Annotated in this window: 17 protein-coding genes; 5 read left to right on the forward strand and 12 right to left on the reverse strand. The window is 55.9% G+C overall.

Going from position 1 to position 24,087, the window contains the following annotated elements; translation table 11 throughout:
* Nucleotides 1-89: 89 nt before the first annotated feature.
* The 5 genes from ACWNMW_RS03790 to eccCa form a co-directional block, all read right to left on the reverse strand.
* A complete protein-coding gene (locus tag ACWNMW_RS03790; protein WP_449490076.1) occupies nucleotides 90-2,909 on the reverse strand; it encodes a hypothetical protein in 2,820 nt (939 codons plus the stop codon).
* 17 nt (nucleotides 2,910-2,926) lie between these two features.
* The gene (locus tag ACWNMW_RS03795; RefSeq protein WP_449490077.1) at nucleotides 2,927-3,274 is read right to left on the reverse strand and encodes a hypothetical protein; all 348 of its coding nucleotides are present in this window, start codon (nucleotides 3,272-3,274) and stop codon (nucleotides 2,927-2,929) included.
* Nucleotides 3,275-3,419: 145 nt separating this feature from the next.
* Nucleotides 3,420-6,257 carry a hypothetical protein gene (locus ACWNMW_RS03800; protein WP_449490078.1) on the reverse strand — a complete coding sequence of 946 codons (2,838 nt, stop codon included), beginning with the start codon at nucleotides 6,255-6,257 and terminating at the stop codon, nucleotides 3,420-3,422.
* A complete protein-coding gene (locus ACWNMW_RS03805; protein ID WP_449490079.1) occupies nucleotides 6,254-6,613 on the reverse strand; it encodes a hypothetical protein in 360 nt (119 codons plus the stop codon). The genes ACWNMW_RS03800 and ACWNMW_RS03805 overlap by 4 nt, the downstream gene beginning before the upstream one ends.
* A 220-nt stretch (nucleotides 6,614-6,833) precedes the next feature.
* Nucleotides 6,834-10,805 carry a type VII secretion protein EccCa gene (gene eccCa, locus ACWNMW_RS03810; RefSeq protein ID WP_449490080.1) on the reverse strand — a complete coding sequence of 1,324 codons (3,972 nt, stop codon included), beginning with the start codon at nucleotides 10,803-10,805 and terminating at the stop codon, nucleotides 6,834-6,836.
* Nucleotides 10,806-10,972: 167 nt separating this feature from the next.
* On the opposite strand from eccCa, the gene ACWNMW_RS03815 reads away from it, so the two are divergent.
* On the forward strand, nucleotides 10,973-12,364 hold the full coding sequence (locus tag ACWNMW_RS03815) for a hypothetical protein (RefSeq protein ID WP_449490081.1): 1,392 nt from the start codon (nucleotides 10,973-10,975) through the stop codon (nucleotides 12,362-12,364).
* Nucleotides 12,361-13,755 (forward strand): hypothetical protein, encoded by a 1,395-nt coding sequence (locus tag ACWNMW_RS03820; RefSeq protein ID WP_449490082.1) that lies wholly within the window; start codon nucleotides 12,361-12,363, stop codon nucleotides 13,753-13,755. The genes ACWNMW_RS03815 and ACWNMW_RS03820 overlap by 4 nt, the downstream gene beginning before the upstream one ends.
* Nucleotides 13,756-13,825: 70 nt before the next feature.
* On the opposite strand, the gene ACWNMW_RS03825 is transcribed toward ACWNMW_RS03820, so the two are convergent.
* The 7 genes from ACWNMW_RS03825 to ACWNMW_RS03855 form a co-directional block, all read right to left on the reverse strand.
* Nucleotides 13,826-15,658, reverse strand: a complete 1,833-nt coding sequence (locus ACWNMW_RS03825; RefSeq protein WP_449490083.1) for an alpha/beta hydrolase — start codon at nucleotides 15,656-15,658, stop codon at nucleotides 13,826-13,828.
* A gap of 20 nt (nucleotides 15,659-15,678) precedes the next feature.
* Nucleotides 15,679-16,029, reverse strand: coding sequence for a hypothetical protein (locus tag ACWNMW_RS03830; protein WP_449490084.1), 351 nt, complete (start codon nucleotides 16,027-16,029; stop codon nucleotides 15,679-15,681).
* 170 nt (nucleotides 16,030-16,199) lie between these two features.
* Nucleotides 16,200-16,697, reverse strand: a complete 498-nt coding sequence (locus ACWNMW_RS03835) for a DUF4853 domain-containing protein (RefSeq protein ID WP_449490085.1) — start codon at nucleotides 16,695-16,697, stop codon at nucleotides 16,200-16,202.
* 134 nt (nucleotides 16,698-16,831) lie between these two features.
* Nucleotides 16,832-18,538: an alpha/beta hydrolase gene (locus ACWNMW_RS03840; protein ID WP_449490086.1), complete on the reverse strand. Its 1,707-nt coding sequence runs from the start codon at nucleotides 18,536-18,538 to the stop codon at nucleotides 16,832-16,834.
* A 24-nt stretch (nucleotides 18,539-18,562) separates the two neighbouring features.
* Nucleotides 18,563-19,183 carry a hypothetical protein gene (locus ACWNMW_RS03845; RefSeq protein WP_449490087.1) on the reverse strand — a complete coding sequence of 207 codons (621 nt, stop codon included), beginning with the start codon at nucleotides 19,181-19,183 and terminating at the stop codon, nucleotides 18,563-18,565.
* 89 nt (nucleotides 19,184-19,272) lie between these two features.
* On the reverse strand, nucleotides 19,273-19,584 hold the full coding sequence (locus tag ACWNMW_RS03850; protein WP_449490088.1) for a WXG100 family type VII secretion target: 312 nt from the start codon (nucleotides 19,582-19,584) through the stop codon (nucleotides 19,273-19,275).
* Between the two features lie 16 nt (nucleotides 19,585-19,600).
* Complete coding sequence (locus tag ACWNMW_RS03855) at nucleotides 19,601-19,921, reverse strand: WXG100 family type VII secretion target (RefSeq protein ID WP_072456763.1); 321 nt, start codon at nucleotides 19,919-19,921, stop codon at nucleotides 19,601-19,603.
* A gap of 179 nt (nucleotides 19,922-20,100) precedes the next feature.
* Between ACWNMW_RS03855 and ACWNMW_RS03860 the strand changes: the two genes are divergently transcribed.
* Genes ACWNMW_RS03860 through ACWNMW_RS03870 form a run of 3 tightly spaced genes read left to right on the forward strand, consistent with a single transcriptional unit; the run spans nucleotide 20,101 to nucleotide 24,043 of the window.
* Entirely contained in the window at nucleotides 20,101-21,411 is a 1,311-nt protein-coding gene (locus tag ACWNMW_RS03860) for an EsaB/YukD family protein (protein ID WP_295894119.1), read from the forward strand.
* A complete protein-coding gene (eccB, locus tag ACWNMW_RS03865; protein WP_034500427.1) occupies nucleotides 21,411-22,754 on the forward strand; it encodes a type VII secretion protein EccB in 1,344 nt (447 codons plus the stop codon). The genes ACWNMW_RS03860 and eccB overlap by 1 nt, the downstream gene beginning before the upstream one ends.
* Complete coding sequence (locus ACWNMW_RS03870; RefSeq protein WP_449490089.1) at nucleotides 22,751-24,043, forward strand: S8 family serine peptidase; 1,293 nt, start codon at nucleotides 22,751-22,753, stop codon at nucleotides 24,041-24,043. Before eccB ends, ACWNMW_RS03870 begins: the two co-directional genes overlap by 4 nt.
* Nucleotides 24,044-24,087: the final 44 nt, after the last annotated feature.

The following is a 24,087-nucleotide window of genomic DNA, read 5'->3' on the forward strand; positions in this document are numbered from 1 at the left end:
TACAAGTGAAATTGGACGTATAGCGCCCCTTCAACCATATCGAGTAAATGATGTGTGGGGCTGGTGCTTTAACCAACCCCACACATCAGTCACTTCGAATAATGTTCCTTTGCGTCCTCCAAGAATTCTTCTCCAGTTGCAATCTCCTGATTGACATCGTGCTGAAGGGCACCTAATGCAGTCTTATCCCCGACATATGAAGTCTTGGCATTGATGTCCTCATCCTTGATAGCACCGCCAAGGAACCTAACATAGGCCTCGCGTTGGTCGTCAGTCAGCTTCTCTAAAGGAGGCATTTCTGCAGCGAACGAGTTAAGCCCCAGATGCGCACCATTGCCTGAAAGAAACTCTCTGTCGAGCTCCGCCTTTGTTTGATCCGATCCAGCAAGGACACCTTTGCGAGCTAGGAAGGCATCAGTCACTGCGTCCTTTACCGCGGCACTTGTATTCTTTTCTTGTTCAATTCGTCGTGCCATATCAGCATCCGACAAATCTGTCGGAGCATACTTGTCCAAGAAAGCATCGACCCCAGTCTTAACACCGTAGTCAAAATCAGCCCCACCGATGGGAAACGGCTGTTCAAGGGGAGCTCTGTCGACCGCATAGTCGATCATGCCGCGAATCACTTTATTACGCGCAACCATCTCATTATCTTCTGCGAGTTTCGCATTAACTGGCGCCTCATCCAAGCCATTAATTAAAGTCTGCCAACCAGCAGTTTTCCTTGCAACAGTTGACGCCCACGAGGTACCGTATTCAGCATTGACCTGCTGCTTAAGTTCGAGACGATAATCCTTCCACGCTTCGGAGTTAATTCTCGACCAGGCAGGTCGGTGCCCACCTTCATAATCTGAATCGTTAGTTCCGTCACCTGAGATCAATGTTGGTTGGTCATGGGTAAGGTCTGTAAAGAGACCAGTTTTCGAAAACATTCTCTTTAAATCTTGATTACTAAGATCCAGAGGCGCGTGCTTATGAGTCTCATCGATGATGTTACCATTGCCCCCCGTACCTTTAGTATCCGTCAGCAAATCAGCAAGTTCGGAAACTCGCGGCGCAACCACAGATCCCATCCAAGAGCGCATCTTTGAATTGCTGTGGCCAAAATTATCTTCACCCTTGTTTCCCCAGTCATTCCAGCTACTATGATCGAGACCGTCTTGATAACCCAACATGAAGTTCTGCGCAATCTTCGCACGGTTCGTTTCATCGATCGTCCAGCGGTTATAGGCAGTTTGGTCCGCAACATACTGAGGATCTTGAAGTCCAAGCGGATAATTGTCAGCAACGGGCCTTTTCATAGTTTCAGTACCATACTGGGAGGCGTCGTTGACAACATCTCCCAAGGCATCACCAAGATCTTGGTATGCCGCTCCCCCGCCGGCAGCATTCCCTCTCCATCCAGTTAGATAGCGAGTCATATTCATCTTGCTTCCACCCACATCAAAGGAGGTATCCACATTAAGCACCGACCGAACTGCTCGCATACGCGCTTCCTCATGTTGCGCAAGGATCGACTGATGATCGTCGGCATTTAAACTATCAGGACGATCGGAAAGCTCAAGTACCGACTGCACCGGATCAAAGACTGACTTGAATTGTTCGGGTGTCAGCTTTTCTTTTCCAGCCAAGCCAAACAGAGCATACTCACTTGGATGCTGAGCCATGTAATCGGTGGTAGTTACACCAGTATGCTGATGGTCCCAATCTACGATATCGGCGAAGACAGATTTGTTCTTCCCATCTACCCGATCATAAAAACCCGGCCCCAGTACCAGCGATTTATTATCCCGGGCCGCAGCTCCAGTTAATTGAGTAAATATGTCGTAGCCATACATAGTGGCCGACGAATGTACTCCAATTTTTGGATGCTCATATTCCTGCCATCCGAACTCCATTAACTGAGAGAGGTTCTTCTGAACAGTCTGCTCGACGCTTTCACCATTTCTCCCAACTAATGCGCCGGACAACATGTCGAAAGACTTTTGAGTATCAGCCATATTCTCAGACAGGTTGCTCCCACCGGCTGCCATAACCATCAGGGAACCTAGATTTCTATTAAATGTTTCGTATCCGCTACTGATAAGGAACCCAGTCTTTTGGTCATAACCTGTCTGCAGTGCAGCAAGCGCCGCTTTATTTAGATCATCAACGTTAACATACTGGGCAATCGCCACTGCATAATACGGATTATCTAGATACTCCCCGTACTTCGAGTTGAAAGCATCAACATCTGCGGCCGTCAATGGCCGTTTCTTGAGCGCTTCTGCGATTTCAGGAGCTTTTTCTTGTGCGTCTGCCCACTGTGCCGCACCACTCAAAATAGGCGTGTCTGAACCAAAGAGGGCGACACCAACTCCGCTCCGCCCCCGCTGCATTGCCTCATCGGAAACAATTGTTTGGCGTGCCGCATTGATTGAATTAGCGGCGGTTTGAGCAGCAGCTGCTAGTGTGTCAAGTTGTTCGTTATACTGTTTTTTCAGATTATTTTGTGTATCCACAGCAGTTTGCGCTGCAATATCGAACTGAATCTTGCGTGAGGGGTCTCCAGCGGTGTAATGCTTCTTTGCGTCTGAGATTGCACGGTCATATGTTGAAATAGCCTCATCCCATTGTTCCTGAAGAGAAGTGACCGTGGTGCGGGTAGTGTCGACCTCTGAAATCCACGTATCCACCGCATCCGCTGCAGGATCGAATGCCTCTGATAGAGTCTTGGTTTTAGCACCTAACTTCATAATCTCATCAGAGGCTGCATCTGCAGCCGCACCTGTCCATTCTTCTGGGACAGAGTCTTTATTTTTTGCAACCTGAGTGTTACCAACGGCAGTTCCTGTTTTCCGAAACTCCGAAGCGCACTTCTCAGCCTCTGATGCAATGTCTGGAACCTGCCTAAGAGCAACGCTACCCACTGTCCTATCTACCATGATCAGAGTCCCCCTTCTAGGCCAAGGCGTGCCGCCGCCTGACGCGCTCTACTCTCGTTATAAGTTTCGGTACTGTCTTGATTCTTCGAAAAGTCGGCAACTCCCGAGCCCAGTTCGGCACAAGCATCCGAAAACTCATAAATTGCTAAGCTCATGAAAAGTCGATAATTCACCAAAGCATCCCTCAAAGCCATAATTCCTGTATCTGTCCTGTCGGGAAGAGGTAGCGCAGCTCCATTAGTCTCTAATTTGTTCAAAGCAGCGCCAACCTGACCGAGATCCTCCGCGTCAGTCCATTGCGCTTTTTCAACAATCCCAAGAGCCTCGCGGTCGAAGCTAATATCCGTCATTTGAACCTCTCAATGCTCGAACACGCGAAGTGCGGATCACCATCGGTCGTACGTTACCGTTGAAGAATAACATTTCAACCTTAAGGAAACCTAAATTGAAGGCTGTTGCCTACAGGCAAACAGCTACGAGTTAAATCCACTAGCCTTACTTCGATGACGGCTGGGGAACCTGTCCGTGTTGGTTTGCGTCTTGTTGAGTTTCGAACTGATGCTGCAGCACATCATGGAAATCACTTTCTGTTCCCATGAAATAGCGGTTAACCGAGGCGCGCTGTTTCTTAGTTAACGAATCATAGGGTTCTAAAGTGCCATCGTCGTTGACGAACGGCAATCCTTTTCGTGCCAATGCCTCGCTCCCCGGCGACACATCAACAGTACCTACGCGTTCAGTCCAATATGGAGACTCATACAAGACACGGGTGAGCCCATGTTGCATAAGCTCATGAGCCGACTTATTCGCGTCATCACGTTCAGAGGCCCATACCTTCGTTTCGTGATCAGTCGGCCACAAGACGTCTTCAGCTTTTCCGGCAGCAGATTTGACAATCGCCTTTGTCAAATCTTCAGCACCGGGAAACTGTTTTCCTGCATACTTCGCTCCCATATCAACGATGAAGTCTACGATCTTTCGCGTATCCTTATTTGTTTTATCCAGATCCCTTGCAACTGCGGAATCCCTGTCAGCATCCGCATCAAAAGTCTCTTGAATAAGTTCGGTCCACTTGTCAGTTACGCGATTGACCATATGCGAACGCGAATCGTAGTTAGGGTCATGAAGAACATTCGCAGCTTCATCCATATAGTTCGTAAACGCCGAAATCTGAACAGCTTTCAAAGCAGGTAGTCGACCACTCTCATACTGATCATCCAAGGGATTATTTGGATCGCCTTTATCAATAACCTTGGGCTGGTCAAAAGCCAGATCCTCAAACAAACCACCCTTGCCTGAGAAGCGCTCAACCATATCGCGAGTAAAGACTGCACTCACAGCGCCATGCGCACCTTCATCCGATCCTGCACTCATTCCCGATTCGCTATTGTTATTCATAGCTGCGGCAAGATCACTGACATACGGCGAAATAATTGAACCCATCCAAGATCTTAAATGGGCACTATTGCGACCAAAAACATCTTCGCCCTTAATCTTATCGCCCATGCCCCAGACGTTATTATCCCGGTCCAGCCCCTCCTGATATGCGGCCATTGTATTCGCCGCAATCGAGGCACGATGAAGTGCGTCCTCTTTCCAAATCTTGTGCTGCTGTAAAGCCTCTTTGTACGAGTCAGAGTCCTTTCCACCTTCGTAATCAAGAGGGTCAGGGAGGAGAATTTCTGCGCCAGGCCTTGACGCGTCAGCAAGAACATCACCTAAGGCTTCACCTTGATCATAGAAAGCCCTGTCACCAAATTGTGCGCCTCCTCGCCAAGCAACAAGGTAGCGAACCATAGACATCGGCTCTGCATCCTTGTCATACGGTTTGCCAACGTTCGCCGCACTCTCAACCGGATCAAAGTCGATATTTGAATCTAGAACGCGCCTCAACGCACCAAGGCGATTCTCTTCACTCTGATGAAGGATCGGTGCACTCTTCTCGTCCAAGCCATCCGGCGTGTCGGACAGCTCAAGTGCCGCTTGCACTGGATCAAAACGTTGCAGCACCTTGTCAGCCGGAAGGTTGTGATCGCATCCACACAATTGGTAGAGCCCCGGGTTCACTCCCTTTGCCAGCCTGGTGGAGTAGCCTTGCGAATCGTGATCAAATTTAACAATATCCGCAAAAACAGAGGAACCAGCTGAGGGCTTGTCGTAGAAGTTTGCACTCAGTGTAAGAGAGGGATTCTCGCTGGCAGCATGCCCCGCAAGCTGAGCGAAAATATCGTAGCCAAACAGTGCCGTTTCGGGGCGAACATGAGTGCCGGGATGAGTGTATGTCGTCCGGCCACTCTCTTTTAATTCATCAAGTTTCGTATCAAAAATCTGGGAGATTGTTGCACCATCTTTACCAATCAGGTGTTCGGACATGAGATCGAAAGATGCTTGGGCGTCAATCGTCTTTCCAGAGAGATTACTCCCTCCCGTTGCCATCACCATCAAGGCTCCAAGATTCTTATTAAAATCTTCAAAGGAGCTGTTTGTTCTCTGTCCGAAGTCATCAAATCCAGTCGCATAAGCAGCAATCGACGCCTTATTGATCTCGTCAATACTCACACGCTCCGCTACAGCAGCAGCAACATAGGGATTCGAAAGATGCTCGCCGTACTTTTCGTTAAACAAGCGGACATCCGAAGCTGTCATGGGTTCCTTTTTCAAAGCATCTGCAATCTTCGGAGCAAGCTCTTGGGCGTATTGCCACTCTGCAGCACTATCAACAATAGGCGTATCTGAACCGAATAGCGCCGCACCGACAGCACTGCGTCCAGCCTTTACTGCGTCGCGAGGGACTACGCTATCCGCGATTCCATTGATTGTCTTTGCCGCTTCACTTGCAGCTGTGCTGAGCGCCGTAATCTTCTTGTCATACGAACTTTTTAGATCACTCTGCTTGCTTATGATCTCCTGACGAGCTCTTGCCAAAGCAGCTTCTCGATCATAATCTGGGTCGCTTGCAGCATCAGCTTCAATTTGCGCGACCCTGTCGCAATAGTCGCTCAGCTCAGAATCCCACTCTTCCTGAAGTGTCTTGACCTCAGAAATAGCAGTATCAACCTCACCCCTCCAGGTTTCCAGCACACCCGCTGGCTCAGGGAATTTCCCTGACAAGGATGAGACTTTCGTGCCCATCGTCTGAATCTCGGTAACAACGGCCTGAGCTGTTTGCCCCGACCACTGCTCAGTGGGAATCGAGGCATTCTGAACAGCTTGAACATTGTTGGCCAACGCCGAACCCGTTGCCCTCCAATGCGAAGCGACTTCAGAAGCTGAAGAAACAGCCTTCGGAGCCTCTAGAGCCGAACTACCAGAACGAAAATCAACGTCACTCATTTGTTCCACTCAACTCCCAGGCGAGCCGCACGCTCACGGTTGTACTGCTCACTGCTGTCAAAGTTCTTGCGAGCGCTATCAACTCCAGAGCCCAAAGTCGCAAAAGCATCCGAATACTCTAAGACGACCATTGACATTGCGTCAGTAAAATTTTTCGCCGCCTGGAGCAACTCGCTTGGGCCTTCACCCCCAGGACCGGGAAGAGCAAAAGCAACAGAGCTCGTTGAAATACGTTTAGCCGAGGCACCGATCCCCGCAAGAGTGTCAGCGTCAGTCCACTGGTCATTCGCAACAACGCCGACTCCAGCACTATCGAAATTAATCTGGTCGGCGGTCGATTTTTCAGCTCCGGTCATTGGAAGTACTCTTCTCTTTCCAACGTGGTAACACCACTTGCCTGAGCAATACCTTCGTATTCCCATTTGGCGTGCGAATAGATCGATCATTAAATTACCAGTTCAACGACCTCTTCTTCAAAACACCGGAAATAATTCAAGCACACACCGTCTGATACGCGTTTAGCACCATCGCGATCATTGTTCCGAAGGCATCGCCATCATCAGAAAACTCTGGCTATTAGGCTCGCGACTCATCCCACGCCATCTGCGCCAAGAAGGTTCCTTGATCGCGCGAGACGACCAGGCCTCGGCCCTTGGGGAGCATACGCGGACGTTCGCGGCCAATGACCATGCCCTCTGAAGGGTTACCCGACATCATGATGCCCGTTGCTGACAGTTCAGACAGGGCCTGCAAAACAGACTCGTAGGCCGCACGCGAAGCACCACCCATGCGGCGAGTAATCACCAGGTGGAAACCAATGTCTTGCGCCTGAGACAGCAAGGGAATCAGCGGCGCAAGCGGAGAACCACTCAAACCACCCGTAGAGATCAAGTCGTAGTCATCGACCAGGACCCACGCCTCTGACCCCTTCCACCAGTTGCGCTGACGCAACTGCTCGGGAGTGACGTCCGGTCCGGGAAGACGCATACGCAGCTGCTCGGCAACCGCTTCCATGCTGCCCAAGATCTCGTCACGGTTCGAGATGTACATCGGCATGTCTTGTTCGCTCCACTCGCCCAGAAGGGAGCGGCGAACATCGACAACGACCAGCATGGCGCGCCGGCTTCCCGGCTTGGCCAAGACCTGATTGCCCAGGTTGCGCAAGAAAGAGCTCTTTCCGCACTTCGCATCGCCAAAAACGTACATGTGCGACTCGTTGTCGAGGTCGAAAGTCCACGGCTTCAAGCGGCGTTCTTCCAGACCCAGAACGATCCTCTTCTGAGGACCGTGAATGGCCTCGATCTGCGAGACTGTGATCTTCTCAGGCAGCAGGCGCAGGCGCGGGCCAAGCTCGGTTGCGGAAGCAATGCGGACAAGGGTCGCCTCGACGCCTTCACCGATCGTTTGAGGATCATGGATCCCATCGGCGCGCGGCAAGGCAACAAGCATGTGGTGACCCGTCATCGACAGACCGCGGCCCGGGCGCCCCTCGGGGACCTTGCTTCCCTTTTCACGGCGGAACTCCGAATCCGAAGGATCGCCCATGCGCAGCTCAAGACGCGAACCGAAAATATCTTGCATCTGAAGACGGAAGTCCATCTTGCGCAGTGCGGTTGCAATGAAGTGGACACCGAAGGAGAGCGCGCGCTCAGCCATGAGGCGAATGCGGTCTTCCGCATCCGGGAAGTCGCTTCGCAGGGTTCCCCAACCGTCGACGATCAGGAAGATATCACCATAGCCATCGTCGAAGCGTCCCTGTGCACGGCCTCGGCGATAGGTCGCCATGGAGTCGATGCGGTTCGCGCGGAAGTAGGCGGCGCGGTCCTCGATGATGCCCTCAATTTCAGAGACCATACGATTCAAGATGTCCTCGTCATCTCGGGAAGCAACGCCCGCAATGTGGGCTGCTCCCTCGAAAGCCGCGAAAGTGCCCGAGAAATCGATGACGAAGAATTGAACTTCCTTGGGCGTGTGTGTCAAGGACAATGCCATGACCACAGAACGCAAGGCGGTCGACTTACCTGAAAGCGGACCACCGAGGATCGACATGTGACCGCCGGCCCCGGAGAAGTCGTACTCCAGGGTCTCGCGGCGCTGCTCATGGGGAAGGTCGACAATACCGAGCGGGATGTGCAGCGGTCCCTTCGCGCGCCATTCGTGCGAAATGAGGCCGAGCTCGGGATCCACGGCCAGGTCCGGCATGAGCGAATCCATGGTCTCGGGGACATCCAGGGGCGGGAGCCACACCTGGTGGGCGGGCATTCCCTTACCCTTCATGCGCGCCACCGCAATGTCGATTTCCGTCATGCCCTCCCAGCGCTCGTCGCCGGGGGCAACGAGGCCGCCCTCGGGAACGTCATCCTCGGGAGTCTCATCCAGGACCTCTCCCAGAGAGAAAGGCAGCAGGCGGATACGCGCGGTTTCGGCCTGCGCGCTGGGTAGGACGCTACGAGGCGGCGGCGGGGCTGCGACGTAGGAGGCGCGGAAACGGATCAGCTGATCCGTGCCCGGCTGGAGGAAGCCCGAACCCGGGTAGGGAGGAAGGTCGTAGGCGTCCGTCACGCCCAGGACTTCTCGAGATTCAGAGGCGGAGAAGGTCTTCAGACCAATGCGGTAGGACAGGTGCGAATCCAAGCCCTTGAGCTTGCCGGACTCCAAGCGCTGCGAGGACAGCAGAATGTGGATCGACAAGGATCGACCCAGACGACCAATGGCGACGAAAAGTTCGCCGAAGTCGGGCTTCGCGGTCAAGAGTTCAGAGAACTCGTCGAGGATGATGAAGAGTGCAGGAAGCACGGGATAGTTGTGTTTCCCGGCCAAACGGTCCTCTTCGTAATCGGTGACGTTGGCGTAGTTACCCGCGTCGCGCAGGATCTCCTGGCGGCGGACCATTTCACCGTGGAGAGCGTCCTCCATACGATCAACCAGGGACAGTTCCGATTCCAGGTTCGAAATCATGGCCGAGACGTGGGGCAGATCGGACATGCCCGCGAAGGTCGCGCCACCCTTGAAGTCGACCAGAACGAAGTTCAGCTGTTCGGGAGAGTGCGTGAGTGCCAGGGCCAAGACCAAGGTACGCAACACTTCGGACTTACCTGAACCGGTCGCACCGATCAGCAGGCCGTGGGGGCCCATACCCTGTTGGGCGGCTTCCTTGATGTCCAAGACAACTGGGATGCCCTCCGGGGTCACCGCGAAAGGCACGCGCAAGCGGTCACGACCAACCCTGCGCTTCCACTGATGATCGGCATCGAAATCGCGAATATCTCCGATATTGAGCAATTCCATGAGGTCTTGGGAACGCTTGGGGTCGGGCTTACCGACGGGGGTTGCCGCATCCCTGCCGCCGGCGGTCAGGAAGCGAGTCAGGCGGCGGGCCACGGCCTCGGCCTGCGGAATTCCCATGAAGTCCGCGTTGGCAAGCACAGGCTTGGCTTCCAGGAGCAGGATCTCCATGGGGGTGCGCTCGTCGGAGCTCGGGTGAAGGAGGAGGCGCACGCCGGTGGGGGAAGCGAACATTCCCCACGAGGTGAGGACCTTGATGATCGTTACGCCCGCGCAGCCCTCGATGGAGCCCAAGTGGGAGTCCGGGGGAAGTTCTAGGCCGTCAGTGACGACGATGAGGTGCGGCCAAGGGCTGGCGTCGTTTCGAGGCTGGAAGTGGCCTCGGGTCGTCATTTCCTCGCCCAGGAGCTGCTCGAGTTCGGCGTAGCTCGTGCACACCATGCGCGCGCCACCCAGGGCGTCGGTCACTTCGGCGGAGCGGATGTGGGGAAGCCACTTCATCCACTCCCACTGGGAGAGATTCTCAGGGCTGGTGAGCACCGCGATCTTCAAGGCCGCGTCCGGCGTCATGACCGCCAAGTGGCACAAGAGTGCGCGGATTTCCCCGCGAGCAAGCTCCGCGTCACCGGCAACCTCAACGTGGGAGAACTGGCCAAGATCCAAGCTGAAGGGGAGGTTTTCGACCGTGTGGTGAACGTCGAGGAAGCGGCGCATGGCCGAGTGACACACGACGTCGGGGTTGGCCATCTGCGGGATGTCGGGTTCGACCAGGCGCATTGCGAGCTCCTGATCGGATGTGCCCACGCGAGTCGAAACTGCCGTCTCGTCGCCGACTTCGCGTTCCCACAGGCGCGATCCCTCTTCGGCGAGGAGCACCAGGGCATCGGGCTCGGGAAGGTACCACTGCATGAAGATTCGCTGCTTCGCGGCGATGTTACGCACGCTGGTGCGAGTCTCGGAGAGGTAGGAGAGGTATTCGCGGCGCTGGGAGTTGAGCTTGTTCCGGTACTGGGAGACTTGGCGGTAAATGTTGAAACCGACCATGGAGAGCATCATGAAGACCATGCCGCCGGCCATTAAGAGCATGCGCGTGTTCTGCCCTTGTGTGAGTGCCATGATCACCATGACACCCATCGAGCCCATCATGGGGATGACGGTCGCGAAGATCGAGCCCATTCCCCCGGCCTCAACTTGGCTGGGCGGTTTTTCGACAGCGATTTCACCGCTGGGGAGCTCGGGGGCTTCCGTTTCATTGACGGCCATACAGTCTCCTGGAGTTCAATCTCCCGTTTTTGTTCATATCTGTATGTATCCTAGCTTGTAGCTGGGCTGCCCGTGGCATGGTGCTTGTTTCGTCGGGTAGTCTGAATGATGGCTTTTGAAAAGAATTGACGACCAAATCCGGGTGATACCGAAGTGAAGGAGGGGGCGTGGCTCTCAAACAGGCGGCAGTCACTGTCACCGATGCTTCGGGTACTCAAGATCTCATTGTTCCTTTGGGGACAACAGTTACTGGCCTTCTGTCGATGCTCGATATCGATTCAACTGATCCGAGCCTTCAGATCACCGGAGCCGATGGTCGCGCTTTAAATTTGGGAGCCGTACTGGGAACAGACCTCCCCCAAGGCGTCCTTATTTCCATCACTTCCGGCCGCGAGCGCCAGATTCAAGAGCAGCGCGCGATCGAGAGAACATCCGACCCTTGGTTCCGCCCCTCCCTGGTCTTCACCATCTGCGGTCTTCTTGCGTGTGCGATGGATGCGCTCCTGATTTTCTGTGCGCTCGTTGCTCCCCGTTTTGCGACGAAGTTGTCCCTTCCCTGGTGGGCAACGCTCACGGTCGGGGCTTTGTCCTTGGTGCTGTGCTTGGTCATGCTTTACCAGCGCCGCGTGCACACCAACGCGGGACTGCTGTGTGCGTGGACGCTGAGCGCGGGGATTTCCTTCCTTGGGCTGCTGCCAGCGCTGGGCAACGCGCGAATTTACGCCGAGGCCTCGCAGATCATGACAATGTCGCAGGTTGCCGCGCTTCTCTTCCCCCTGTGGGGTGCGACCGGCGTGGCGCTTGGCCTGTGGCTGTGGCGCAGTACTCCCCTGAGCAGCGCACACGCAGTGAGCTGGGGGCTTCTCACGGGTTGCGCGACGGTTTTGACCTTCCTTGATGCGCCTCTTCATCGCGTTGCTCCTTTTGCTATTGCTTTCGCCGTTTGCGCGATTACCGCGTCGCCGAGCCTGTCGGTGCGGATTCCCGCCACGCAGTTGCTCGACATGCCGCTGGTGACGACTTCGGCGCCGACTGTCCGCTCCCCCGAGGTGCCCTCCCCCTCGCGTATCACGGGTCGACGCGTGAACCGCACGGTCACCGACGCGACCTCGCGCACGCGCTTGGTGCAATACGTGGGCTTGGGCTTGATCTTTGTTGGTGCGCCGGTCATTTACTCGATGGTTGGAATTCATTCGACGCGGCAGATCGCGTGCCTCGTGTTGGTCTGCGCTTCGGTGATCGCCTTGGTTGTGGTTCCCCGCGAGCGCCGCTGGGCGTCCTCGCGCGTTGTTCCTCGCGTGGGCGCGCTGATTTTGCTTGCGACGCTGTTGATTTCTCCCGCGTCCCGAGGCCTGGTTGGCAATGCTTATGCCGCGGCCGCTCTGGTCGTGCTGGGTTGTGTGTCGCTCATGTGGACTCGCATGCGCGCCGAGCAGGACCATGCGCCTTTGATTGGGCGTTTTGCTGATATTTTCCAGGCGCTTTCATTGACCGTTATTTTCCCGGCCTCTTTCTTCGCTGCGGACCTCTTTGACCTCATTCGACAGGTGGCATCATGAGCGAGCTTCGTATTACTCCGGTTCAGGTTCCTGTTTCTCAGGCACGGGGCGTGGACGAGATGGCTTTTGCCGGACAGCCGAGCTACCCTGGCCAGCCTGACTTTGGCGCGTCCATGGGATTCCCGGGACAGCCGGGGGCTTTTGCCGCGCCCGCTGCGGCGCCCCGCAGCTACTCAGCACCTGCGAGCGGTGGCGCGCTGGCGGCTGCTTACCTGATCGATATGGCGTGTTTCGCGGCGCTCACGGCCCTGGCCTGGTGGGTCTATCCCTCGTTGCCCGTTGTTGTGATTGTTGCCTGCGAGCTGTGGATTATCGCGACTTTTATTCGTGCGCGTTCGGGGCGTACTCCCGGCGCTTTTGCGATGCAGATCGCTGCTATTTCTACGCAGCCAACTCCCACCGAGCGCGGGATGGAGTTTGACCGAGCACCGGGCTTGGGCAGGCAGAGTGCGCATAGCTTCATCATGTTGCTCTTACACGTAACGGTCGTTGGACCGGTGATCACGTGGGCTATTGCTCGAGATGGCCAGACCTGGGTTGATCGCGTGTGCGGCATGGGGAACCTTGATATTCGTGCGAGCCGCTCGGGGGCGTCTGAGGCTGTTTTCGCCTCGCGTCAAACTTCGGCAAGCGAGGCCGCGCCTGGCTCAGTTGCTGCGCCCTCCCCTGCTCATCAGTGGGCTGGTCCTTCTGCTTCTCCCGAGGCCGTGCCTGGCTCAGTTGCTGCGCCTTCGCCCGCTCCGATGGCTCCGCCGACGACTGCACCGGTCCAGGTTGCTCCACCCGTAGCGCCTGTCTCCGCGCCAGATCCGGTGGTTATGTCCGCGCCGGCTCCTACCGGGGCACCGGTGGAAGCGCCGATTGCCGCTCCCGCGCCTACGGGCGCTCCTGTTTCGACGGCTGCTCCTGCTGTTTCGGCGCCCGTTCAGCAACCGGTCCCACCGGCGGGGCCCGCTGTTCCCGCACGTCATGGCGGGGCCTCGGCAATGCCGAAGGTTCCCCAAGCGCCGACCCCGCAGGCAAGCGCACCGCAGCAGGCCGCGCCGAGGCCGTCTTTCGCCTCGGCACCGACGCTGGCAATCATTGTTGATGACGGGCAGCGCATTGAGGTGAATGCTCAGATTGTTCTGGGGCGAGCACCCGAGCAGACTCCTGCGGACGCGCAGGCCATTGCGATTTCAGACTCGACGCGTTCGCTTTCGCGCACGCACCTGCGCGTTGCGCCCGCCGACGGTGAGGCCTTGTGGATCGAAGACACTTTCTCGGCGAATGGCACGCGGTTGCAGGCGCCTGACGGCTCAACCCAGCCGCTGCCTCGTGGGCAGCGCGTCAAGGTCCCGGTCGGAACCGTGCTCTTGCTGGGTGAGCGCAGGCTGTCGGTTAGTCGATAACGGCCTTACGGCTTCGGGTTTTTGCCCCGCGCGGGGCCGCAGCTCGCGGCCTCCGTAGGACGCGTTCTTGCTAGGCAAGCGGAGGTGTTGGCTTTGTCAGCGGGTAGTCGTAGTAATAACGCCTCGGATCTTGACCCGCAACAATGCGACCCATGTCGCGGAGCGTTCCAGTACCTGGATCCATGTAGACGCTGTGATTTCTCAAGACCGTCTTGGATCCTGCATCAAACAGCCCATCAGCATACGCGTAGGATCCTGTGGCATCGCTTGAAATCGGAATGAAAGTTGAGTCGTGATTCATTGGATCCATACCGAGCTGACCAACCCCGTACAACTCTGCGAATGGGATGAGCGGTGCCGCCGGAGCGCCTAACCCTAAGTAGTACGCCCATCTATCGTCACTCGCACCTTGGACCCAATCTCCCTTTGGAACACCCGATACGAAACGACGTCCTTCAGGAACGTGTATTTCTGAGGGGTCATAGGTTCCCATTCCAGGAGAGCCGAACAATATTTCATTGTCAACGACGCCGTCTGCAATCTTTGTCGTTGCTCGTCCCGAAACGACTGAGCCATAGGAGTGGCCCAACAAGGTCATATTTGCGTCGCCTGCGCCGTATATGCGAGACGCATTCACTCCTGTTAAGAAACCTGCCAGTTTATCCGATCCCTTTTCAGCCAAGTCCATTGTCACAATCTTGAGATCTTCTCCAAGATCTTTAGAAGGTGCCGGAGGAGCCTCATATCCCAGCCATGAGACCACTGCCACATCTTTTGTATCGATATTGCCTTCTGCAGCTGCCGCGTTTCTCAGGTTTGCACCCCGCGTAAGTTCGCTTTCAAGACTTTTCTCAACCGTCGTTCCGATGCCCGGTACGACGGTTGCAACATTCTTTGCATGGTCAACGTCACCTTGAGCCACGGCAGCTAGCACGCGCCCGTTCTCTTCTTGGAGGGTTAGGAGCGAGAGATACCCCGGACGCTGCTTTCCGTATGTAGAGGAGAAACCTACCTGCGTTCCGTCTTTAACGTTAGGATCAATAGGACCCCAATCTGTAAGTTTTTCTTCAATTTTTTTGTAGGCGTCCAATCGAGCCTGAGCTTTCGTTAGACGTTCTAGGAGTTCCACATAACGGACAGAGGGGTGTTCAACACACTTTTTCAATTCAGACTTGATTTCATCGACTTCATTCTGTGCTGCTTGCTTGAGTTTTGGTAGGCGAAGCCGATTCGCACGGTCTCGCGCCCACGCCTCGACGCCGTCAGCATTGCCAATGAGGTCAGGGTAGTTATCACAAAGAAATCTCTTTTGTTCTGGAGACTGTTGCGACCAATAGCGTGCCCGCTCTTCCGTCGGCATGTTCTTGAAATTCTCTTGCTCAACTGCGGACAGAGCATGGACACCTATGTTCGAATATTTCGCTGAAGAGACGTTCATCCCCGTCGTTGTTAAAAGTGCGTAGAAGGCATCATCAACCTTCTCTGCTTCTGCAAGCGCCTGCCGAATAAAAGGAGTAACTTCAGATGATTTGTCCGGCTCGCCCGATTGAGGAGGACGCGGGCTAAATGGAATGCCGTTGTCTCCAATCATGCATCCCCGAGCTGCCGCGGCCGATTGAGCAGCGTGAACCAGAGAGCGCACATGTTCGACAGAAGAGACTGTCTTTGTAACTGCACCGCGAACTTCTTGCATCTGCTCTGAGATTCCACGCAACGCCGCATGAGCAGTCGCCATCGCCAAACGCAGCGCATCTGCAGTTTGCCCCTCGCCTTGAAAGCTATTTTGGCGATTCTCAAGCGTCGCAACTTGCTGATCGATTGTTTGCTTCCTCGAATTCAGCGTTTCGGCATAGCTCGATAGCGCCTCAGAATTCCACAGTTGAATATCTGACCAGGTAGGCATTTTTTCTTTCTCCCCAAACTTTAGGCGACCGCAAAAACTTGGGCAGTACGACGACCCGCACTTCCACTGACAACGACGCTTCGACTATTCCCTACGGCCTGGGTGTTCTGCTGCTCAGTGAGTTGCAAGTTCACTCCGGCTGCCTTCGCCGCGCTGGCAAGTTCGTAGAGTGCCTTCGAGTGGGCGACAAGAAGAGATCTAAAGCAATCCTCGGTCGTGGAAGCACCCTTGATTGCCCGCGCACCCCGCATTGCAGTCTCGACGGCCTCCGAAAAATCATTAATCTGTGCGCCCTGAAGCTCAGACGCCACATTACTGAGATCCTGTGACGCGGAGTCATACTCCGCCGAGACGCAATTGATAACAGCCATCGCGCAACCTCCCATGACAAAAAGCACTAGTAAATAACCAGTCAGCCTTGACTGAAAATATTGAATTCATTTATGTATCGACTGGATTCTCTTTACCAGCACAACACATTTGTTGCACCGATCACACTAGCATTGCTGAACAGATGGTTCAACATTGCCAAGAAAATTGATCAGTCTTCCGGGATGTCGATATCGACGCGCCCCGCGATGAAATCACGCGGATTCTCCGTCGTCCCATCCGAGGGACGCAAACCCGTCTGATAGCGCATCAAGGTCACTTTCCCCTCATGAACAGTCACATACAAGAAGCCACCATTGACCGGGTCACTCCACGACAGCTGACGCACACCGCCCTTGTCCGACCCCAACTCATAATTAGAGTAGGTTTCAGACAAGACCTCGCGCCCGATCCTCTCAACCTCAGGAACGGGAACATAAGGACCAGCAACATCTTGCCCAACAAGCTCCCACGCTGGCTGCTCATGGCCTGACGATTGGTCAGTTTCCTTATTGATCGCCGACCCAAAACTGCGCGCTTCCCACGCACCTCCGCCACCGGCCTCGGCAAGGCGACGACGAAACTCAAGAATCTTCGGTTCCTCATCACGCTGAAACGCCTGAATGGACTGACGCTGCTCCAGGGGGAGGCTTCCATCCCAATAGACCATGCTTGTTGCCTTTCCGCTCTGTGATGGTGACGCTGACTGCGTAGTCGTACTCTGGGGGCCCTTAAGGAAGGGCGAACATGCTGCTAGGGCCAGCGCACACACTGCCCCCAGCGCAGAGCGCCACAACGCGCGCATCAGCGCTTCACCCCTGCAGCGACGCGACCGATATCCTGTAGCGTTTCGGTGCCATCTTCCAAATAGATACTGTGGTTATCGAAATTGAAATTAAACGGCTTACTTGCGGGCGCATCCTTGTTGTATTTCGGCGAGCCTGTCGCATCGTCCGAGAGGTGAGTAAACCCTGAATCAGAGTCCATGGGATTCTTGCCCAAGCTACCGACGATTCCGCCTCTGATTGCCCCCATACCCTGGACACTATCGCCCTTCGGGACGCCCGAGACCCACAGATGATTTTGATCAACGTGGTAGTTTTTCGCATCGTAGGTCCCCATACCGGGAGAACCACACAGCACTAGGTCATCGATCACGCCGTACTTGACCTTTGTTGCCGCCATGCCAGAGGTACTTGAGCCATAGGAATGGCCGACAAGAGTCATGTGCGCATCGCCCGCGCCGTAGTCACGCGACGCCTGCATACCGTTCATGAAACCAGCCAAACGGTCTGAACCCGCTTTTGCGAGGAAGGGGGAAATGATCCCCGGAATATTCTGAGGCTGACTCAAATCAGCCTTACCCGGGGCGTCATAGCCCAGCCAGGCAACAGTCGCGACATCACGCGCAGACAGGTTCCCCTGAGCCATCGCAGCGCTACGGAGGTTTTTGGTTTGTCGCATGTAGTCACCCATGCTGCCTTCGACTGTCGTGCCGATACCGGGGACAAAAGTCGCCACGTTCTTCGCATGATCAACGTCGCCTTGACCCATCGCGGCCTTGACTCGCCCGCCATCGTTTTGAAGAGTCAGGAGCGATACAGGATCCCCCTTCGTCCCGTGCTGGTAGTCCTCAAGGCTAATGCCCTTGTCAAGCTGCTCTTCCACGGCCTCGTAGGCTTTCACAGCCTTCTCTGCCTTATCCAGCTCACTCAGGTAGAACGCACGGGTATTGCCATCAATCCACGGACTCTTCAAGAGCTCCGTGTACGTGGAGACATTGTCCTTTGCTTCCTGCTTCAGTTTCGGGAGACGATTTCTGTTCGCTCGGTCCCGCGCCCAGCCCTCAACGCCGTCTGCATTACCGATCAGATCCGGGTACTTGTCACACAGATACTGTTTCTGCGCCTCAGATTGCTGCGACCAATACTTCGCGCGCTCCTCGGGCGTCATCTTCTTGAACTTCTTCTGTTCTGCATCCGAGAGATCATGCGTCTGCGTCGAGGTCGATTTCGCGGTACTCCCCGGCGTTCCGACGGTTTTCAACCGAGCGTTCAACGTCGTGTCAGCAGTATTGGCCAAGTCAACCGCCTGACCCACCAATCGATTAACCGAAAATTCGATGCTTTGCCGCGTGTACTGGCTCATTGAGTTTCCAGGAGAATTGCATGTCGCTATTCCATCCGCAGAAATCGTGCAGTGCGTCGTGGACGCCTGTTGCAGCGCAACCTTGACCGCGTTCTCGACCTGGGAAACATCACCCATTGCGACTTTGACGGCCTCTTGGATTTCAAGAAGATCATCAGCGAGCGTCATCAGTTCCTTGTGAGCAACGCCCATCTTCGCACGCAGCGCGTCCGCGGTCGCTCCCTCACCCTTGAAGGAAGTCATGTGCGCCTGAAGAGCATCAGCTTGCTTCACGACAGTGTCTCGCCTTGCGCCAACCGTCCCCGCGTAGGTGGACAAACCGGCTGAACTCCAGGTCTGGATCTGGCCCCACGTTAACGACATTGTTAGTCCTTCACTACGCCTGAATTACGCCATGACGGGAATCTTGGGTGGTGTGGGGAGCGAAACGAAACCGTCCCCCTCCGGATAGTCGGTTGGACTCGGCGCGTAGGGAGGCATCCCCTGGCCTGGCCGGTAGACGGGCGTATCCACCTGCGCCCCTCCGGTAGTCGTCGGCAGCGTCTCCATGGCGTATCCCGAGCGCAGTGAGCCGCGGGCTGGGTCATTGAGCGCGGTTGCCTTTTGCGCGATGACTGACGAGGCCGCAGAGCCCATATTCGCACCGCCAGGCACCGCCTGCCCCTGGCTATTGACAGCCGCCATATTCTGCGCTTCGGTCAGATCGAGATTCACTCCAGCGCTGCGCGCAGCGCTGGCTAGTTCGCTCAGGGCCGTGGAATGAGTCTGGAGGAGAGACGTGTAGCGAGATTCCACGGTGCCCGCTGTCGAAATCGACTGAGCGCCATTCATCGATTCTTGGACAGTCTCGGATAGGTCGTCGATCTTTGCACCCTGTAGCTCACTCGAAACCTGCGACAGAGTGACCGCTGTTGATCCGTATTCCCCGGCGACAACGTTGATGACGGTCATCGTGAACCCTTCGAAGAAGGAAGCGAATAGAACGATCAGTCCACTTCGACTGATCAAGTTGTTGAGTGTATGACTGTGGGTGAGCATGTGAAATGCTCACCCACAGTCATATGCATGCTTCTTATGCGCAATGCGTCGAAGAAGACTCAGCGACCAATTCCCATACCATTGAAGGTCGCTTCACCCTGCCTGTCTGTCGCAACATAGTTGCCAGCGATTCGATCCACCAATTCCGCAAAAGCAAGAAGTGCAGCGTGCATCTGCTCCATACCAGCGCTCCACTCACCCTGCTTCTGAGTGTAGGACTCCTTAGCAGCACCTTCCCATGTGGCGCTACGAGCCGCGACATCATTGTTGAACTGCTCGAGGTGAGCTCTCAGAGTGTCAGCCTGAAGTTTCAGAGCCGCAGAAGTTGACATAAGCTGACCAGGGGTTACCTTGAAATCCCCACCGTTCATTTCTTTTCCGATCTACTCACATGTTCAGCATGGTTACGCCGGTCTTGGCGACAGCCTGCTGGGCATCTTGTTCGTTCTGAATAGTTTGGGCGCTGACAGAGGCAAGCGATTGGTCAAACTCAGTGAGTGCCGTCGTTGCCCTATTCGAACCTTCGTTCCAGTCATTCATAATCGAACGGAATGCCTGCGATGTTCCACCTTGCCAGCTTGCAGCCACGGTCTCTACTTCATTGCGGACCTGACCGTTCAGAGCATTGATATCCGCCTGCAGACTGCTCACCGCCTTACGGATTGCATTATAGTTCGCTTGTTCAGCAGAAATATTTGCACCGCTCACAGTTCACCCTCCTAATTGTTGTTCGGGTTTCCCCGAAGTTCTCTATGCGATTGAGACCCTGTAACGGAGGGCACAATCTCGATGTCAGGTATTACATTATCGAAGCGATCTGGGAATGCAAATACAGGTTTCATGAAACCAGCTAGGCTTAAGACAGCACTATTGAGCAAAGGAACCTCATGGCAAGCACTACCGCATCCAGGCCTCCAGCCCTTATGCCCGTTAGCATTCGCATGGGTGAGAACACCGTCGATATGTCGGTGCCGACCAACGTTGCACTGGCAGAATTTGCCCCGAATATTGTGTCGCAAATCACACAATTATCTGCAAGTTCTGCCTCTCAGGGCTACCGAATTACGAATTCTCAGGGCAAGGTCCTCGACCAAAGCCAGACTCTGATCAATCAGGGAATCCAAGCAGGATCCGTTCTAATTCTGTCGAAAATTGGCGACAGCACACAGGATTTGCGCTATGACGACCTGGTGGAAGCGGTAGGAACCGCGGTCGAAAATGATCAGGCTCCGTGGAATTCTGACAATTCGGTCGATCTTAGCACACATGCTTCTGCGCTTTTGGTCCTCACAGCAGCCGTCCTCATCTTCACAGGAGGACGCGGAAGCACCATGGGACTCATCGTCGGATTATCCGGCGCAGTCCTCGCTTCCCTCGCCTGCGCGGTCATCGCACGCAACTCATCACGCCTCGCACCGCTATCTCTTGCCCACTCAATTCCGATCCTCGCGGGCGCAGCTGTCATGAGCGCGATTCCCGGCTCTTGGTCAGGTCTTCCCCTTGCAGGCTTTGGAATTGCAGCGATGGTGAGCGCCTCGGTACTCCTTGTCGTTCTCCCGAAAGCTCTGCGCGGATCCATCACGGCACCGCTCACCTACGGTTTCTCGGCCACAGCAATTGGCCTATTGACTGGCTTCGCACACCTTTCCACGCAACGCGCAGCAAGTGCGGTCTATACCTTATTAATAGTGCTTATTTTGATCGCACCCTGGTTTGCCATGGCCAGAATTCCTGTGCGCGTGACAGGAATCCAAGAAACTATCGATCCCTACGAGGTCGTCCACAAGGTTCACGAGGGTTATATTCTGACCGTTTCCCTCAAAACTGGTGCTTCACTGGGAAGCCTGATCTGTATCCCACTCCTCCTCGATACGCGCTACTCACTGCTCCTCCTGATCTGTGCGGGCGTTGCGCTCTTGCTCTCAACGCGCTCACTGCGCTCACGCACCGAAGTTCTTATCGGTGCACTGCTGGGAATCATCCTGATTCTCAGCGGCGCAATCGGAAGCGCAGTCTTGATGCCTCAGGCGCTCATTCCCGTCGTTTTGCTTCTCTTCGTCGCAACCGGCTTGGTCCTGGCACTGACCGTTATTGATCCCAAGATGCGCCCATGGGTCACTCGAATCGCTGACGCCCTTTCTCTTGTCAGCATGCTTGCACTGGTGCCGATCGCAACTTTGGTGTGGGGAGTGCTCTAATGCCATCTAATAAGGACATCCTCGAAGCCCAGCGATTCAACCGCCGCAGACTGGTCACCGCCTTCACTTCGGGCACTCCGGGGGGCAAGGAACTCGAATCAAAATCGACTACTCGCCCGCTCATCGTTGGAGCATCCATAGCCGCTGTTGTCGTCTTGATCGCAGTGGCAATTGGACGCTTCTTGCCGACATTGCCATCAGGCTGGGAAAACTCACACCTGATCATCACCAAGGGCGAAGGCGCACGCTACTACTCCATCGAAGGAACCCTGCGCCCGATTTCCAATGTCACTTCCGCGAAGCTTCTCAGTGAGAACGGCAAGATGGTGACCTCGTCGGTCGCGACCTCCTCACTTGAAGGTATTCCGAGAGGAAGTGCGATCGGACTGAGCGACGTCCCCGACGATATCCCTGCAGCCTCCCAGCTTCATTCCTACGAGTGGACGTCCTGCGCCTCGTCCTCAGGTATGAAAACTTGGGTCGCTGGTAACCCCGATGGGCTCCAAAACGCCAACACCGCACTAGTATCAAACGAAGGCCGTCTCTACCTGGTCTCAGGCGGCGTCCGCTACCCCATCGATCCTGCGCGGTCTCAAGCCATTATTAACGTCCTGGACCTGTCGGGACGTAATGTCACCCCGGTCAGTGCAAGCTGGCTGAGTTTGTTCACCGAAGGGTCAACATTGGCCCCGCTCAACATCCCCAACTTGGGCCGCCCCGTATCGGGAATGTCATCACGAATCACGGCCGCACAGGTCGGAACACTGATCGAAGTTGATGAATCAGGCACGCCCAGGCGCTACGTCATCACCGGCGACGGAACGATCACCCCGCTCACGGACTTCTCCTACAAGCTCTACCAGGCCTCGTGGGCAGATCGCGGAAGCCCGCAAAACCTCATGATCGACCTCTCAGAGCTCGCATCGCTGACCGTGTCCACCCAGGGAATCATCCCCGCCGACTGGCCCACTCAAGTTGGCGAAGTCCTCGGCGGCGACGAACTGCCCTGCGCGCAGTTGACCATCAACCATTCCCAGGCCTCGACGAAGCTCATGTCTCTCTCGACCACCCAAATGGCCCAACTCAAGCCGCGCGATATCAACGTTCGCGGTGGTTCCGGCGCCCTAGTTCGAGCCTCATCTGGCGGCGCGGCAGGACCGGTCATCTTCGTCTCCGACCTCGGGAAGGCACACGGGCTGGGATCAAATCCGGCCGATTCGCTGGCGCGACTCGGGCTGCCCGAAAACGCAGTCTCTCCCCTACCTGCAGCGTGGCTCGCACTGATCCCCGAAGGACAAGAACTCACCTCGAGTGCCGCATGGGAAACGGTGGGTGCTCAGTGACACGCGTCAAGAAGGCGTTCCTCGGCTCCTGCGCTGTGCTTGCCCTCTTTGCAAGCACAGCAATCCCCGCTGCCAACGCTGACACTCCGACACCGGAAAGCACTCAGAGCGCCTCCGAAAACGAGCACTCACAGCCCAAGGCAGGAAACGGGCCCTCGAAGGCGCCGGAAGAACCCTGCCAAATCGGCGTCGACAAGTGGCTCGCCCAAGCTCCCTCCGCGTATTCCTTCCTCGGAATGAAAGAGGCACTGGAACTCTCCCGTGGGAACGTTCGCGTTGCACTGGTTGATTCCGGAGTCGCCGCGAGCAACGCGCACTTTAAGGATGCGGTAGAACCCGGCGTCGACCTCGTCGAATCCGGCGACGGACGAAAGGACTCCTCCGGGCACGGGACCGCAATCGCCGGGCAAATTGCCGCGCGAGAAGTCTCAGGATCGGGCGTCGTCGGTTTTGCCCCGCAATCCACGATCGTCCCCGTGCGCGTCTACGTCGACTCGAGCGACGACGCCAAGCGCGCGGGAAAGGGGCCGACAGCTGCGCGAACAGCCGACGGTATTCGTTGGGCTGCGGATCAGGGGATTCGCGTGATCGTTGTCCCGCAATCCTTGACCTCTGACGATGTCGCCCTGCGCACAGCCACCCAATACGCGCACTCCAAGGGAGCGCTGGTGGTCGCTTCGGCTGGAAACGTCGAACAGAATGCAAACTCGGGTTCGCAAGACACAGCGGTCCGCTTCCCCGCGGGATACCCCGAGGCCCTGTCCGTCACCGCGGTTGACGCGCAAGGTAACCCCAGTCAGTCTGTCGTCCACGGAACGCACGTTGAAATCGCAGCTCCCGGTGCACAGATCGCAACCACCTTCTTCGCCAACGGTGACTGTATGTTCGCCGCCCAAGGGGCATCGACCTCGTACGCAACGGGATACATGGGCGCAATCACCGCACTGATCGCAGCACGCTATCCCGATGAAACGCCAGACCAGTGGAAGTACCGGCTCCTCGCAACCGCCTTGCGCAGCTCGCCTTCGCAGCGCACCGCCGAGGAAGGGTGGGGAATTGTCGCGCCCTTCAATGCGCTCAATTTTGTCAACGACGGGACCATGCCCGGGCCCCAAAACCCGATCTACCCGCCGATCCAAAAAACCGCGAACCCGGTCATAGTTAAACCGGATCTCCCCGTTGATACGACGACTCCGCGCAGGCTGTGGGCGCTTGGGATTTCCGGTGCGGGACTAACAATTGTCATTGCAGTCCTGCTGATCCGCCGCCTCCGCGCGAAAGACGAGTAGGGTACGCGACGGGTCGGGAGCGCCGCGAGCGCTCCGCTCTCCCG

The organism is Actinomyces sp. Marseille-QA0893 (genome assembly GCF_976954355.1).

Bases quoted from the DNA above. Each gene is read 5' to 3' on its own strand.
- ACWNMW_RS03850 (WP_449490088.1), bottom strand. From the start codon at position 19,584: ATGAACGGTGGGGATTTCAAGGTAACCCCTGGTCAGCTTATGTCAACT.
- ACWNMW_RS03800 (WP_449490078.1), bottom strand. From the start codon at position 6,257: ATGAGTGACGTTGATTTTCGTTCTGGTAGTTCGGCTCTAGAGGCTCCG.
- ACWNMW_RS03795 (WP_449490077.1), bottom strand. From the start codon at position 3,274: ATGACGGATATTAGCTTCGACCGCGAGGCTCTTGGGATTGTTGAAAAA.
- ACWNMW_RS03805 (WP_449490079.1), bottom strand. From the start codon at position 6,613: ATGACCGGAGCTGAAAAATCGACCGCCGACCAGATTAATTTCGATAGT.
- ACWNMW_RS03825 (WP_449490083.1), bottom strand. From the start codon at position 15,658: ATGCCTACCTGGTCAGATATTCAACTGTGGAATTCTGAGGCGCTATCG.
- ACWNMW_RS03835 (WP_449490085.1), bottom strand. From the start codon at position 16,697: ATGGTCTATTGGGATGGAAGCCTCCCCCTGGAGCAGCGTCAGTCCATT.
- eccB (WP_034500427.1), top strand. From the start codon at position 21,411: ATGCCATCTAATAAGGACATCCTCGAAGCCCAGCGATTCAACCGCCGC.
- ACWNMW_RS03820 (WP_449490082.1), top strand. From the start codon at position 12,361: ATGAGCGAGCTTCGTATTACTCCGGTTCAGGTTCCTGTTTCTCAGGCA.
- ACWNMW_RS03840 (WP_449490086.1), bottom strand. From the start codon at position 18,538: ATGTCGTTAACGTGGGGCCAGATCCAGACCTGGAGTTCAGCCGGTTTG.
- eccCa (WP_449490080.1), bottom strand. From the start codon at position 10,805: ATGGCCGTCAATGAAACGGAAGCCCCCGAGCTCCCCAGCGGTGAAATC.
- ACWNMW_RS03860 (WP_295894119.1), top strand. From the start codon at position 20,101: ATGGCAAGCACTACCGCATCCAGGCCTCCAGCCCTTATGCCCGTTAGC.
- ACWNMW_RS03830 (WP_449490084.1), bottom strand. From the start codon at position 16,029: ATGGCTGTTATCAATTGCGTCTCGGCGGAGTATGACTCCGCGTCACAG.